Annotated in this window: 9 protein-coding genes; 7 read left to right on the forward strand and 2 right to left on the reverse strand. The window is 58.7% G+C overall.

What is annotated here, in order from left to right:
• Positions 1 to 212: 212 nt before the first annotated feature.
• The 3 genes from ACVMIM_RS12045 to ACVMIM_RS12055 all read left to right on the forward strand — a co-directional run bounded on the left by ACVMIM_RS12045 (position 213) and on the right by ACVMIM_RS12055 (position 4,782).
• Positions 213 to 1,346: a serine hydrolase domain-containing protein gene (locus ACVMIM_RS12045; protein WP_476112142.1), complete on the forward strand. Its 1,134-nt coding sequence runs from the start codon at positions 213 to 215 to the stop codon at positions 1,344 to 1,346.
• 449 nt (positions 1,347 to 1,795) lie between these two features.
• Positions 1,796 to 2,959, forward strand: a complete 1,164-nt coding sequence (locus ACVMIM_RS12050) for a M24 family metallopeptidase (protein WP_476112144.1) — start codon at positions 1,796 to 1,798, stop codon at positions 2,957 to 2,959.
• A 170-nt stretch (positions 2,960 to 3,129) separates the two neighbouring features.
• Positions 3,130 to 4,782 carry an ABC transporter substrate-binding protein gene (locus ACVMIM_RS12055; RefSeq protein ID WP_476112146.1) on the forward strand — a complete coding sequence of 551 codons (1,653 nt, stop codon included), beginning with the start codon at positions 3,130 to 3,132 and terminating at the stop codon, positions 4,780 to 4,782.
• A gap of 781 nt (positions 4,783 to 5,563) precedes the next feature.
• On the opposite strand, the gene ACVMIM_RS12060 is transcribed toward ACVMIM_RS12055, so the two are convergent.
• Together ACVMIM_RS12060 and ACVMIM_RS12065 are read right to left on the reverse strand one after the other, a co-directional pair.
• A complete protein-coding gene (locus tag ACVMIM_RS12060) occupies positions 5,564 to 7,249 on the reverse strand; it encodes an acyl-CoA dehydrogenase family protein (RefSeq protein WP_476112148.1) in 1,686 nt (561 codons plus the stop codon).
• Positions 7,246 to 8,478 carry a CoA transferase gene (locus ACVMIM_RS12065; RefSeq protein ID WP_476112149.1) on the reverse strand — a complete coding sequence of 411 codons (1,233 nt, stop codon included), beginning with the start codon at positions 8,476 to 8,478 and terminating at the stop codon, positions 7,246 to 7,248. The genes ACVMIM_RS12060 and ACVMIM_RS12065 overlap by 4 nt, the downstream gene beginning before the upstream one ends.
• 171 nt (positions 8,479 to 8,649) lie before the next feature.
• On the opposite strand from ACVMIM_RS12065, the gene ACVMIM_RS12070 reads away from it, so the two are divergent.
• The 4 genes from ACVMIM_RS12070 (at position 8,650) to ACVMIM_RS12085 (ending at position 14,352) form a co-directional block, all read left to right on the forward strand.
• On the forward strand, positions 8,650 to 11,343 hold the full coding sequence (locus ACVMIM_RS12070; protein WP_476112151.1) for a 2-oxoglutarate dehydrogenase E1 component: 2,694 nt from the start codon (positions 8,650 to 8,652) through the stop codon (positions 11,341 to 11,343).
• Between the two features lie 66 nt (positions 11,344 to 11,409).
• The gene (locus tag ACVMIM_RS12075) at positions 11,410 to 12,192 is read left to right on the forward strand and encodes an IclR family transcriptional regulator (protein WP_476112153.1); all 783 of its coding nucleotides are present in this window, start codon (positions 11,410 to 11,412) and stop codon (positions 12,190 to 12,192) included.
• 179 nt (positions 12,193 to 12,371) lie between these two features.
• Complete coding sequence (locus ACVMIM_RS12080; protein WP_476112154.1) at positions 12,372 to 13,340, forward strand: LysR family transcriptional regulator; 969 nt, start codon at positions 12,372 to 12,374, stop codon at positions 13,338 to 13,340.
• A gap of 151 nt (positions 13,341 to 13,491) precedes the next feature.
• Positions 13,492 to 14,352, forward strand: a complete 861-nt coding sequence (locus ACVMIM_RS12085; RefSeq protein WP_476112156.1) for an HTD2 family dehydratase — start codon at positions 13,492 to 13,494, stop codon at positions 14,350 to 14,352.
• The last annotated feature ends 19 nt before the right edge of the window (positions 14,353 to 14,371 follow it).

Raw genomic sequence — 14,371 nt, forward strand, 5'->3', positions numbered from 1 at the left:
TTTTACCCATTCTCACGATGCTCGGCGATACCTATCGTGAGCGACACCTTCTAGGCTCGCCTTAGTAGAGGGCGAGTTCGTTCGGTTGTGTACGCTACGAAAACGTTGGACACTGCCGACCTTAGAACTAGATCAGTTACCAACGATACCTATCGTTACAGTGCAGTTCACCCGCAGATCTAACATGGATGCCATTACCTGTGATTACCCAAATGACGCTCACTTCAATCGCAAATCCGGAACTCGACGCTCCGTTCGACAGCGGGGCGCACTGGAACCTTCCTGACCATCGCCGCCGCGGGTTCCATAACTTACAAACCACGGCGCGCTACGTCATGACGCTGCGTGCTCCCCGTGTCCTGCCACTCATAAAGGAAGTCGACTGGACCATTGGAGAGAGGCCCAAGATCGCGCGCTTCCTGGCGATGCCGCATTTTTCGGCTTTTGTAGTGCTGCGAGGTCAGCGCATCCTCTACGAAGCCTATGCGCCAGACTTCGGTCCAGAGAGAACGCATCCTCTCATGTCTGTTACTAAGACAACGCTCAATCTGATGCTTGGCCGGTGCGTCGCGCAAGGCATTGTCGATCTCGACCGCCCGGTCAAGCACTACTTGCCCGAGATCGGCACCGGCTACGCTGTGGCAACCGTCAAGGCGACCGCCGACATGGACGTCTCCAACGACTATGACGAGGATAGCAGTGATCCCCGCTCGCTAGTTTACGATATGGAGGCTGCCAAGGGCTGGCAACTGCCGCGGGAGGGAGAAGTCGACAGGTCGATGCGCTCCTTAATCCGCGGTGTCACAGGCGGCGACTTGGTGAATCGCACCGGCCAAGCGATCTACAACTCGATGAACAGCCACGTGATCGGCTGGATTGTGGAGCGCGCCAGTGGCCGGGCGTTGCGAAACTGGTTGATCGATATCGTTGAGGCGGCGGGCATCGAGGGGTGCTTTCATATCACTTGCGACCGCGAGGGTGTGCCGCAAGTCAGCGGTGGCGCGTGCCTTTCCGCCCGCGATCTGGCGCGCTACGGCCTGCTATTCGCGCGCCGGGGCGAGGGGGTCGACGGCCTCCGAGTCGGAGACGCTGCCTTCATCGAAGAGGCGCGGCGCAATCCTGGTCCTCCCATGCCAAAGCCGCGCGACTGGACGCGCTATAGCCGCCAATTGCAAACCAACGGGACTTGGTTGGGCCACGGTGGTCTGGGGGGACAATATATGATTGCGAACCCGGACACCGGTATCGTCGTCGTGTACTTCAGCGTGCTTGAAAATAAAAGCGCGGATGATCCCGAGTTCTTCGGTCAACTTGTAGAGATGATGTCGGAAGTCGCCGCCGGGTGACGGATCGAATGTCGGCTTGCTGTTCGCTCGCTATCAGGTTAGAGGCACCTCGGTGCCACCGGCCAACCCGTTGCCGCGCGTCGCCTGACCCGCGCTCGGGCATTTCAAGTCTGACTCGGATGGTTGTCAGTGCATCTGCCCTTCTGACTTGGCGGATCTGCGCAGATGCCCGCCAATTTGTGCTTTGCTCCGCCGCACCCATTTCATTTATTTCATGCCATCAGTCTTATGCCATCCATCCATACCGAGCTGGCATAGCTGTTAGCGGCTCAATAGACCTCCATTGGCTCGTTCAAAGGAATACCTTGCGACCAGCGCGCAGCGACGGCTTACCCGCAGTCGCGAAAGCCGCTTGTGACGGCGCTCCAATACCTGGTCCGTCGAGTCTTGTCCGATAAGAACCCCGCGCTTGGCGAGCCCTCCTCGTATGGTCCAATCTAAGGTGATTTATGACAGAAACTATCTCGGCCGTTCCCGAAGCGGGTATCCCATTTCCTAAATCAGAATACGAGCATCGTCAGAAGAGGGTGCTCGCGGAAATGGAAAAGGCTCATCTTGACGCGCTCGTTGTGACCGCTCACGGCCATCTCCGGTACCTCACTGGATACCACGGGTATGGCGCGTACTTCGCTCCATTCCCGTTGATAATGGTGCCAGGGCAACCCCCGATCTATGTAGTCCGCGATTTCGAGATCTCTACCGTTCAAGCGGAAGGATGTATCGACCATATAATTTCGTATTCGCAGCAAAACGACTTTGCCACAGCGTGTGCTGATGTTCTTAGGCGGTATGGATTGCAGGGGCGCAACGTCGGTTTTGAGCTCGGCTGCTGGAATCTTGCTCCGGCCGATATGAATGCCATTCAGGCACAACTCCCCGACATGAAGGTCGCCGATGCTACCCGACTGGTCGTGTCCGTGAGCGCCGTCAAGAGCCCGCTAGAGATCGAAGCCATGCGCGAGTCCATGGCTCTGACCGACGTTGCTGTACGGACGTTCCAGAACTCACTTCGGGAAGGCGTCACTGAATCGGAAGTAATCATGAAAATTCAGGACGAGCTTTACAAGGCGGGGGGCGCACTTTTTGACGGCCCCACTTTAGTCTTTGGTGACCGGACGAAATTGGCGCACGGTTCGCCAACTCGTAACAAGCTTAGAAGCAACGACCCCGCTATGATGGAACTCGGGGCAGTATTAAAGCACGGATATGTTGCGGGCTTGGCCCGCACTGCAGTGCTTGGCCCGAATTCCGAGACAGAATCTCTGCATTCTCTGGCGGAGGAGGCTCTGGAGGCCGCGATCGAGGCGATCAAGCCGGGAGTCACGGCGGGGGCGGTGGACTCGGCCGCCCGCAAGGTGATTGAGCGATCTGGCCGTCTGCAAGTTTTTCGTCACCGAACTGGATACCAAACCGGGATCCATTGGGGGGAGCGGGGCAACCTGAGTCTGGAGCCAGATGCTACGGATGTCCTCGAGGTCGGCATGAACTTCCACATGCCAATCCTGCTGTTTGGCGAATGTGGACGCATATGCGGCTGCAGCGAACAGATTGTGGTTAGGGAAGGGGGGGCTGAAATACTTAGTGGCACACCGCACGCACTCTATCGCGCATGATTTGGTCGCCCATCAAATTACTCGTTCTAGGCATTCGAGGGATATGACCAGTGGCATGAACACGGCGAATATCTACTGGACGAAACGTGCGGCATAGTGGGCATTGTCCTAGTCGGTGCATCTCTCGGTCGAGCAAACATCTTCTTCGTCGCCAAAAAAGGGAGGTTAGAATGAACCGTTCAACTAAGCATGGCAGCTCGATGCCAATGGTCCTCGACAGTCTTGCCGAGGAAGCCAAGAAAGGCGAAATGGACAGGCGCGAGTTTCTGGCTATTGCTTCCATATTTGGTGCGTCGACAGCCATGGCATACTCAATGCTCGGCGAGACCTTATCCGCGTATGCTGAAGAGGTGCCCAAGAAAGGCGGAAGCCTTCGAATTGCGATGCAGATTTTTGGTCCGAAGGATCCCCGAATAAATGATTACCCACAGGTCGCAAATATCTACAGGCAATTTCTGGAACCGCTCGTGAAGTACACACGGCAGTATACCTTCGAACCGTGTCTTCTCGAGAGTTGGAACATCAACGACGATGCTACCGAGTACACGCTGCACGTTCGCAAGGGCGTGAGATGGAACAACGGCGATGACTTCAATGCCGATGACGTGATCTTTAATCTACAGCGCTGGAGTGAACGAGACGTACCTGGGAACTCAATGGCTGCTCATATTGCTACTCTAATTGACAAGGATACAGGAAAAGCATTAGCCGGATCCATTACAAAGGTGGACAATTATACAGTTAAGCTCAAGTTGCCTAGATCCGACATTACCCTTATTGCCAGCCTTTCTGATTATCCCGCGCTAGTGGTTCACCGGGATTTTGACAAGAATGGATCGAACATCGTTTCACATCCTATAGGAACTGGCCCATTTGAGTTGGTGTCGTGGGATGTCGGCCAAAAGGCAGTCGTGAGGCGTCGGACAAACGGAAGCTGGTGGGGTGGTGAAGCTTATCTCGATGAGGTGCAATTCATCGACTACGGCAGTGATCCATCGGCTGTTCAGAACGCCTTCGAATCGGGGGAAATAGAGGTGAACTACCAGACATCCTCTGATTATGTCAGCATCTTTGACAATCTTGGATTGGTAAAGTCGGAGGCCACGACAGCGACGACAGCGGTGTGCCGCACACAGGTCGGAACTAAGCCGTACGATGATAAGAGAGTACGCAACGCGCTACAGATGGCGGTTGACAACAATACTGTTTTGAAGGTTGCCATCAATGATCTAGGTGCTGTGGCAGCAAATCACCATGTGGCACCCGTACACCCGGAATACTATCCGCTTCCAGAAAAGAGGCGGGATTTGGAAGCTGCGAAGCGGCTTATGGCCGAAGCTGGTCAACTGAATTATGAGCACGAACTTATCACTAGCGACACAGATTGGCTCAAAGCCAGTGCAGACGCCATCGCTGCGCAGTTGCACGACGCCGGATTTAAGGTCAAACGTACGATCGTTCCCGATAGCACATTCTGGGAGAACTGGATGAAATACCCTCTGTCCGCAACGAACTGGAACATGCGGCCCTTGGGCGTCCAGGTCTTGGCACTTGCCTACCGCAGTGGCGCTGCATGGAATGAGACCGGATGGTCCAATACGGAATTCGATAAAAAACTGGATGAAGCGCTGACGCTTCCGAATCCACAGAAGCGCCGGGAACTTATGATGCAAATCGAAACTCTGCTGCAGGATTCCGGCATCATCATCCAGCCTTACTGGCTATCCTTGTTCAATCATTCGACCAAGCATGTCAGGGGGTATGGGATGCACCCAACGTTCGATATTGACCTCGACAAGGTATGGCTGGATCAAGCCGCCTGACATCCGAGCAGAGTACTCGTTTGGTATCCGGGCTGGAGGAGATCTGAGCCCGCTCCCAGCTGGCGCGCGCTATGCGCGCACCAGCCTCGAATTTCACAACAGTCTCATTGGCAGGTTATGCGGTCAGGGTCGGAGACGGGGAGTTCTGAACGAACGTGTCCTACATACTGCTACCGAAAGAGGACGCGATCGTTCAAGATATGCCCGGCGAGTGAATCCGCGCGCGGTCTTTTGAGACATTGTTTGAGGCACGTTCTCATAGATTCCGCCGCGTCGAACTTAGCTCGCGTTCAGGGATTGGCGGAACCGACGCACGTAGCTTATATGTTAAGCCCAGTTTCCAGCTTCTACCCAATTTGCGTTTTTTCCGGCGCGGGTTGTTTCCTGCTGAGCGATAATGCGAGCAGTGCTGGCGCGGAGCGTTTGGCATAGCGGATTGGAAGGTGGTGGCGAACTCGGCCGGTGTCTACCAACCGATTGGGAGTGGGCGGTGTTGTAGTCGGCGCGCCAAGGGCAACGACGAGGCGCCGCTGAGCTGCTAACAAAGTAGACAGCATCTCTTTGAGTGATTCATCGTGCAGTCGGCCGTCGAACCTCTCTGCCTGGTCCTGCTGGACGCGACTTATGCCATTGGGTGCGGTTCTGATCCACCCAGGAGAGGATGGCGTTCGAAGTGCACTCGCTGCCGATCATCCTTGGCCGGCCGCTCTGTGGCTCAGTGATGAGCCAATTCGTGGACAACCCGCTATAGCCGACAGAAACGTATCAACGAGCATGCCTGCTAGCGCGGGTCCCGGGACCGCGGTTGGAGCATGCCCCGGGCGATGACGTGGGCTTGGATTTCGGCAGCGCCTTCGAAGATGTTCAGGATGCGAGCGTCGCAGAGGACACGCGAGATTTCGTATTCCAGAGCGTAGCCATTACCGCCGTGGATTTGGAGCGCGGTATCGGCGTTTGACCAAGCAACGCGGGCAGCGAGTAGCTTGGCCATGCCAGCCTCGATGTCGCAGCGTGCACTGAGGTCCTTCTGGCGAGCGGCAAAATACGTCATCTCTCGGGCCATCACCGTCTCGGTGATCATCATAGCGAGTTTGTCGTGGACCCGCGGGAAGGCGACGATCGATCGGCTGAATTGCTTGCGCTCGAGCGCATAGCGCAATCCTAACTCGAACGCGCGATGCGCAACGCCAACGGCGCGGGCCGCGGTCTGGATGCGCGCGCCCTCGAAGGTTCGCATCAATTGACGGAAGCCTAGGCCTTCCACCTCACCGAGTAGGCCGCCGGGCGGGACGACGAAGCCGTCAAAAGCAATGTCATATTCGCGCATCCCCCGATAGCCGAGGACCTCGATCTCGCCTCCACTGATGCCGGAAGACGGAAAAGGTTCGTCCCGACTCCCGCGTGCCTTTTCAACAACCAGCATTGAAAGTCCATCATGGCCTGTCGAGGCGGGATTGGTGCGGGCCAGTACCGTCATCAGGTCGCTGCGCGAAGCGTGCGTTATCCAGGTCTTGTTGCCTTGGATGACCCAGCCGCCATCGGGCGTTTTGACCGCCCGGGTCTTCAGACTGGCCAGATCAGATCCGGTGTCCGGCTCGGTGAACACTGCGGTCGGCAAGATTTCTCCGGAGGCAATTCGGGAAAGCCAGCGCTGCTTCTGCTCAGGCGTTCCGGCAGCTGCAATCAGTTCACCGGCGATCTCCGAACGCGTGCCGAGCGAGCCGGCGGCAATCCAGGCCCGGCTCAGCTCTTCGGTCACAACACACATGGCGAGTTTGCCAAGGCCCAATCCGCCGAATGCGGGATCTATACAGACGCCGAACACGCCGAGCTGCGCCATCTGAGCGACGATCTCGTCCGGGACTAACTCGTCCCTGAGGTGCCAGCCATGGGCATTGGGCAAGATGCGCTCGTTAGCGAAGCGTCGCATCTCGAGCCGGATCATGTCGAGATCACTGTTACCAAGCGTTTCGGTCACGGCTTCTCCCTGAGCCGCCAAAGAGACAAGTTCCTTACGGTGCGCGGCAGAATTGCCATGAACCATGAAGGACCGGACCGTGGGATGGCGCTGGAGGGCCAACGCCTCGTCGGCCGCTCCAAGGTCGGCGGGGCGCAGGATCTCGTTTTGACTCATTGGCAGCCCCCCCACCAGCTGGCCCAGATACTCGCCGAACCCGATGGCGATCACGAGTTCGTCGCCACGCTGCAAGCTGCCTTCTTGCAGATGCCGGGCACCCCAGGCAGCAACAGCATTGAGGGTAGCCACTGATGTTGCGAGCCACGCAAGACCGTGCGCCGCGCGCTGAAACTGATCAAGTGAGCCCGAATCCAGCTTGCCCTGGGGAGCAACCAGAACTTCGATCCTTTCGCGGATACCAGCGACGTAGCGCTCGGCTGCGGTTACGGCATCGTTCGCCAACACTATAAGGGCAGCACCTGAAGCGAACTTGGGAGGATAGGCCGTCACGCATGTGCTCCGGGACTCTGGACGACGCCGCTGTCATGCAAGGCGGCAATCTCGTGGCCGGGCAAGGCGAGCACGCAAGCCAGCACCTCTTCCGTATGCTCCCCGAGCTTTGGGGCCCGTACCGGCGTTTTGCGCTGAAGTGCCCCAAAGGTCGCGGGATAGCCGGGCGTTGGATAAGTGTGTCCGCTGACGTGATCCACCTGCGTGAATAACCTGCCTTCCGGCAGGAAGGATTTCTCCTTGACGACCGCTTCCGACAATGTGCGATACGGCCCCCAGCATGCGCCGGCTTCGTCGAGACGAGCCGTCAGGTAAGCGGCCGAGCTCGTTGAAACGGCGTATTCGACCAACGCGTCCAGGCGATCGCGGTACTCATAGCGCAGCCCCTCGTCCTGTGCGAACGAGACACCCAGCTCAGCCTCGAGCGTAGCGACTCCATCATCGATGCCAAGGGCCTTCACCAGCCCACTCCATTGCCGACTGGTAATCGCAACGATCATGAGCCGCTGTCCATCTTCCGTGACAAAATCGCGGCCGAAGGCTCCGAAGAGGTCATTGCCAATCTTCGGACGATCCTGTCCGCTTACAACCACCTCGGCCACCTGACCCAAGGTGCCGAGTGTGGCGGCGGCGATGTCGCTAAGCGGCACTCGGATCTCCTGGCCCAAGCCGCACGCACGACGGTGGATCAGCGCCGCAAGGACGCTGGTCGCCGCAGTCGACCCTGCCAACAGGTCCCAGGCCGGCAAAACGTGATTGACAGGATCATTGGGCTTCTCGGCTGGGCCGGTGATCAGCGGGACGCCCATGGCGCAATTGACAGTATAATCGACAGCGTTGCCGCCGTCCGCATGGCCCATTATGCGCGCCGTAATCAGGTCAGGTCGGCGCTTTGCTAACCGATCATGCGACAGGAACCCGGCCACCGGATAGTTGGTGACGAATATGCCGCCGCCTTCACCCGGAGCCGTTACCAGAGCTGCGGCAATCTCGCGCCCCCGGGGGTCCGCGAGATTGAGGGCAATGGATTTCTTGGACTTGTTAAGACCTTCCCAATAGAAGCTGCCGCCGCCGCGAGAGCGTGGCCAACGATGAAAATCCGGCCCCCCGCCAACCGCGTCGAAGCGAATGACCTCGGCGCCCAGCTGGGCAAGCGAGAGGGCGCAAAGGGGAGCGGCGATGAAGGACGCCCCTTCGATCACCCGCACCCCGTTAAGAAGTTCGTACATCGCGGCTTTTCCTCGTCAAGTTCCCCCCACCTCTTGCTGGAAACGACAGCTCCATCAAGGAATATAGCTTATTTTATTCATTCTATGAATTTGCTATCCAAAAATTCGAGACTTTTTCTCGACACTATCTATTCGTTCGGCGATAACTGAACGAGCCTTTAGAGAGCATTTATGACCTTGCCCCTCGGTGGCGACAGCGCCTTCTTCCTGGATTTGTACGCACGCTTCTTGAAGGACCCAGCGTCGGTGCCGGCCGATTGGCGGGTGAAGCTCGCCGTGCTAGAAGCGCCAGCCCAGGCCAGCGGCGACAGTGGCGACCGCATAGCCGAATTGTTCAGGACCTATGGACACCGACAAGCCCGCCTCGATCCACTAGAAATGAGTGCTCCCAGCCTCGCCCCGGAACTGAACGCTGTTGAAGGCGGCGAGGAGTGCGTTGCCTTAACGCTAGCCGGCGAGGAAGTGAGCCTGCCGAAAGCACAGGCGATCGACACCCTCGGCTCAATCTATTGTGGCACGGCAAGCCTTGAGGCCAGCCATATGATGGATGCTGGTGAACGCACATGGATTTACGAGCGCTTCGAGCGAGAGATCCTCAGCAAGGCTGACCAGGACGCGTATGCGCGCACACTCGAAGCCGTCATGCTGGCCGACGAATTCGAACATTTCATAAGGACCAAGTGGCCGACGAAAAAACGTTTCGGCATAGAGGGGGCGGAGTCATCGGCCGTCATCGCTAGCGAGATCTTTCGCTGTGCGGCCAAGTCAGGCGTCAAGGAGGTGGTCATCGGTGGCATGCACCGGGGCCGACTGGCGATACTTGCTACCGTGCTCGGCAAGTCGCTTCCGGCGCTGATTGCCGAGATCAAAGGGCGAGACATGACCGACGGTGATGGAACGTTTACAGGCGACGTGCCTTACCACAACGGATTGGCGACAGAGATCGACACCGACGCAGGCCAAGTGGTCGTCCGTCTTCTGCCGCACCCATCCCATCTGATCGTCGTGGCACCCGTGGCCGTAGGGGTGGCGCGTGCAAGGCAGGAGCAGAGAGCAAAGCAGAATGCTGGCATGAACGGTGCGTCCCAGGTGCTGCCATTCCTGATGCACACCGATGCGGCCTTTGCTGGTCAGGGTCTTGTCTGGGAGTTGCTGCAGCTTTCGGCTCTCGCCGGTTACAGTGTCGGGGGCACTGTCCATCTTATCGTGAACAATCAGATCGGGTTCACGACCCTCCCATCCGAGGGGCGTTCGTCGCCGCATCCGAGCGATATCGGCAAATCCTTTGGCGTGCCGATATTCCACGTAAACGGCGAAGATCCAATCGCTGCTGCCGCGGTCACCCGCGTTGCCGTCGCTTGGCGCAATGCGACCGGAAAGGACGCCATCATTAATCTGGTCTGCTACCGCCGTAACGGCCATAACGAGCTTGACGAACCGCGCTTCACGCAGCCACTGACCTGGGCCAAGGTCGACGACCGGCCGACCCTCAAGCAATTGCATTCGGATCGTGTCAGGGCCGCCTCGGCCACAGCCTTCGATATGGCGGAGGCGAAGCGCAGCGCGTTCCATTCGGCGCTCGACCGGGCCTATGCGACCTATGACCAGGTGGGTAACAGCGAACCGGAGCGCCAGACCGATATTTTTGCCCCGCCGCAGCCTGCCGGCCCGCTCCCATTCGGCATCGTGACCGGCGTCGCGCGCGATCGCCTGCTGGACCTGGCTCGGCGCATGAGTACCGTCCGCGACGGCTTCGAAGCCGACCCGAAGATACGCAACTTCCTGACGGCGCGGCTGGAGACGATCGAGCGGAACAGCGGCTTCAACTTCGCCACCGCCGAGGCTCTGGCATTTGGATCCCTTCTGGATGAAGGCACATCGGTGCGGCTGAGCGGACAGGACAGCGTCAGAGGCACGTTCACGCAACGTCATTTGGCCTTGCACGACCGACGCACCGGTCAGAAAGTGATGCCCCTTGCTGGCTTGGCGCGAGACGACGCGAGGTTTGACGCAGTGAATTCGCCGTTGATCGAATATGGCGTGCTGAGCTTTGAGTATGGCATGAGTTTGGCTGACCCCGCGCGTCTGGTGATTTGGGAAGCACAGTTCGGCGACTTCCTGAATGGCGCCCAGGTGGTCGTCGACCAGTTCATTGTGACGGCCGAGGCGAAGTGGCGTATGAGTTCGGGCCTCATCATTGCTCTGCCTCACGGGCTCGAAGGCCAGGGTCCGGATCATTCTTCGGCCCGCATCGAACGCATCCTTCAATCCTGCGCCGGTGGCAATCTTGTAGTGGCAAACCCATCGACACCGGCAAATCTGTTCCACCTCTATCGCCGGCAGGTCCGCGGCCCGATCCGCAAACCGCTGTTTCTGATAGCGCCGAAGTCGCTGTTGCGCTTACGCGATTGCGTTTCGGGGCTCGATGAAATTGGCGATGGAACGTCTTTCCAGCCAGTGATCGTCGAGCCACATTCCGCCTCGACGTGTAGCAAGGTGGTGCTGTGTTCGGGGAAGATCGCCTACGCCCTCAAGGCTGCAATGGCGCAGGAGCGCGTCAACGACGTCGTGCTGGTCCGGGTCGAACAGCTCTATCCCTTCCCCACCGAAGCCCTCGACGGAGCCTTGCAGCGATTTCGAGGTGTTTCAATCGTCTGGTGCCAGGAGGAGCCTTCCAACCAAGGGGCATGGTCTTTCATGCGCGATCGCTTGGCCGAAATGGCGCCTGACCGGCCCCTCGCTTATGCTGGCCGGCCGGCCATGGCGGCGGCAGCCGGGGGGGCCATCGACCGGCACGAGCTGGAGCAAGGTGACATTATAGCCACTGCGCTCTCGCCGGCGGTTCGCGCGCAGGCTGCGGAATAAGTGGCTGGACCTAGTCGGGGCCATCGGTTAGGCGATCGGGAGGATGCAATTAGGATCAAGAGCCCAATGTCAGTTTTTGAGCCGGTGAGAGCTGTGCAAAGGGGACTGGCGGTGCTGCGAGCCATCAGCGAGCATGGACCAATCGCGGCTACGGACATTGCAAACCTTTGCAACTTGCCGCAGCCAACCGTGGTCCGCCTCGTTGAAACGCTGCTTGAGGGGGGCTACGTATATCGCCAAGCTGCGAAGGCAACCTACAAGGTGACGGGAAAGACCCTTGCGCTTAGCCGGGGATATGACACTCACCATCGCCTGGTCGAACTTGCGATCCCTGTGGTGGAGCAGTTACACGTAGAGATCGGCTGGCCTTCCAATCTGGCGGTTTTCGATGGCGACGCGATGATAATCGCCTATTCCAACCGCGCCGCGCTAGGATTATCGATTCCTGGTCGGATCGGCGCACGCATACCGCTGGTTGCGACTGGCGTCGGCCTTGTGACGCTTTCGCGCATGCCTGCGGAGGAACGCCGTCAGGCGCTGGCGCGAGCGAAGAGTTCGTCCCGTTGGGACACCAATCCCATGCTTCTCGCGAAACTCCCGGAAAAGCTCGAAGACGTCCGTCGCGATGGCTACGCGTTTGCCGAGCAAGCTTACTTGGACGAGGTCTACCAGTCGCGAATCTGGGCCGTTGCGGTCCCTGTGCCATCAGTCGCCAGTGAATACATCGCGCTCAGCAGCCTGATGCTGCGCATGGCTGGGGACAAGCGGCGGCAGCTCGCCAAGATCCTGCCGAGGCTTACTGCCGCAGCCAACCGCATCGGCAGCCTGCTCTCATCCGATTATTCCTGAGCCCAACGGGGAGTGCGCGGGGCTCGCGCTCGGCGCATGCCTTTCCCAAGTGCCTAAGAATTTCGCAAGCCGCACGACAGACCCACCAATCGCGTATTAACCGTGAGCTCTTTCTGAGATATAGCAAAGAGGCATGGTCGCCTAGGACAAAGCTCGCGACCCGATCGGAGTCCGATTCTTTGGAACTGCGGCAGTTAAGGTATTTCGTGACAGTCACGGAAGCAGGCGCTCTCTCGAAGGCCTCGAGCATCATTGGCGTCGCGCAGCCAGCCCTCAGTCGCCAGATCAGGCAGCTTGAGGACGAGCTAGGAGTGCAGCTCTTTTATCGCCACGGTCGCGGAATTCGCGTCACCGAGGAAGGAACTCAGTTCTATTCTGCCATCGTGCCGGTGCTGCGGGAGCTTGATCAGGTCAGATCGGACCTGGTCGCCGCCGCCAAGGTTCCCGCCGGCGACATCGTCTTCGGCATGCCGCCGTCCATGAGTGCTGCGATCGGCGCGGAGATAGTGGGCGACTTCTTAGCGCATTATCCGCAGGTGAAGCTCCATTTGGTGGACGGCTTCTCTGGCTTCATCAATGAGTGGCTGGCCGCCGGCCGCGTCGACATGGCCATCATCAACAATGCGCGCAAGGCGCCCTATATGCGGATGGACCCGTTGCTCGAGGTCGATCTGCTGCTGTTCGGTCGAAGAAAGGACATCGACGCGATTGCCCGCGACGCTGAAAGCTTCCCGACTCGTGAGTTGGTCGGTTTGCCACTCCTGCTCGTTGGTCGGAACCACGGCTTACGCCGTGAATTGGATAGCGCCATGCAACGGCTTGGCCTTGAGCTTGACATCAAAGCGGAGATCGATGCTCTGGCGCCGCTCAAGAAACTAGTTCGGGACGGACATGGACTGACTGTGCTCCCGCGCGGCGTAATCACTTCCGAGATCACTACTCCTGAATTCAGTTATAGGAAGTTGGTCGAGCCCAATCTCACTCAACGCTTCATGCTTGCCTTTTCGCTCCATAGGCCAACCACGCTTGCCATGCGCGAGCTTGCCCGTCGTGTACGCATTCAACTCCGCAAGGCCGTCGAAGACGGCCGCATGGTGGGAAGTCTTAGTAAAGTCTCAATCCTCGACGATGGCCGCAGCGTCTTATAGCAAAGGGGCATAGCTACTTTTCCATAGCAAGCCCTGTTGCCGAGTTCCGAGAACGCCCATCCTAAATTGGTCAGCGGCAACAAAGGACGTTGGAGTGACGTGGCTGTCTTCCGATGGATTTAGCAGATCGCACACAGGAGAGCGCCCATTTATGCGGGAACCGCCGCCCTTGGATATCGAGCGGCTTCGCACGTGGATCGGCCGTGAGGAAAGCACATCTGACACCATTTCGCCCGAGCTGGTGCGAAGGTTCAATGCAGCTTTCGATATTGAGGGCGTGATCCCGTCTCTGGGCGATGTCGCGCCGCTCCTTATCAATTATTGCCTTTCTCCACCGGCCGTCGCAACAAGCCTGCTTGCTGAGGACGGCCATCCGGAAAAGGGCGGTTTCCTGCCCCCCATCCCGCTGCCGCGACGCATGTGGGCCGCCAGCGGTCTCACCTTCTCCAGAGCCTTGCGCGTGGGCGCACAGGTCCAGCGGGTGTCGCGCGTTACCGACGTGGCGATCAAGCAAGGCCGGACCGGAATGCTCTGCTTTGTGACGCTGGAGCATAAATCTAGCGTAGCGGGCACAGTCGCGATCGAGGAGACCCAGACGATCGTCTATCGAGAGGCTAACACTGCCCAGGAGGCTTCGAACCGGTCGGGGGCCGAATCAGCCGCCACGGGAGTACATCGCCGGCGGGTTGCTGTCTCCGCGCCGCTGCTCTTTCGCTATTCGGCGCTCACTTTCAACGCGCATCGCATCCACTATGACCGCCACTACGCCCTGGAGGTCGAGCATTATCCCGGTCTTGTCATTCAGGCGCCACTGCAGGCGACGCTGCTATTGAACTACGCGGCCGAATTGAAGGGAAAGCGCCCGTCGAAATTTCTTTTCCGCGCTGCTTCACCGCTCTTTGATGACGCACCCATAGACCTGCATGCATCGAAGGAAGACGGGAAAATGAAACTCTGGACCGCGCGCCCGGATGGCCGGGTGGCCATGAACGCGGAGGCGCTCTGGTCGTGATGCTCAGGTACCGCTGTTT

The organism is Mesorhizobium sp. USDA 4413, assembly GCF_056280365.1.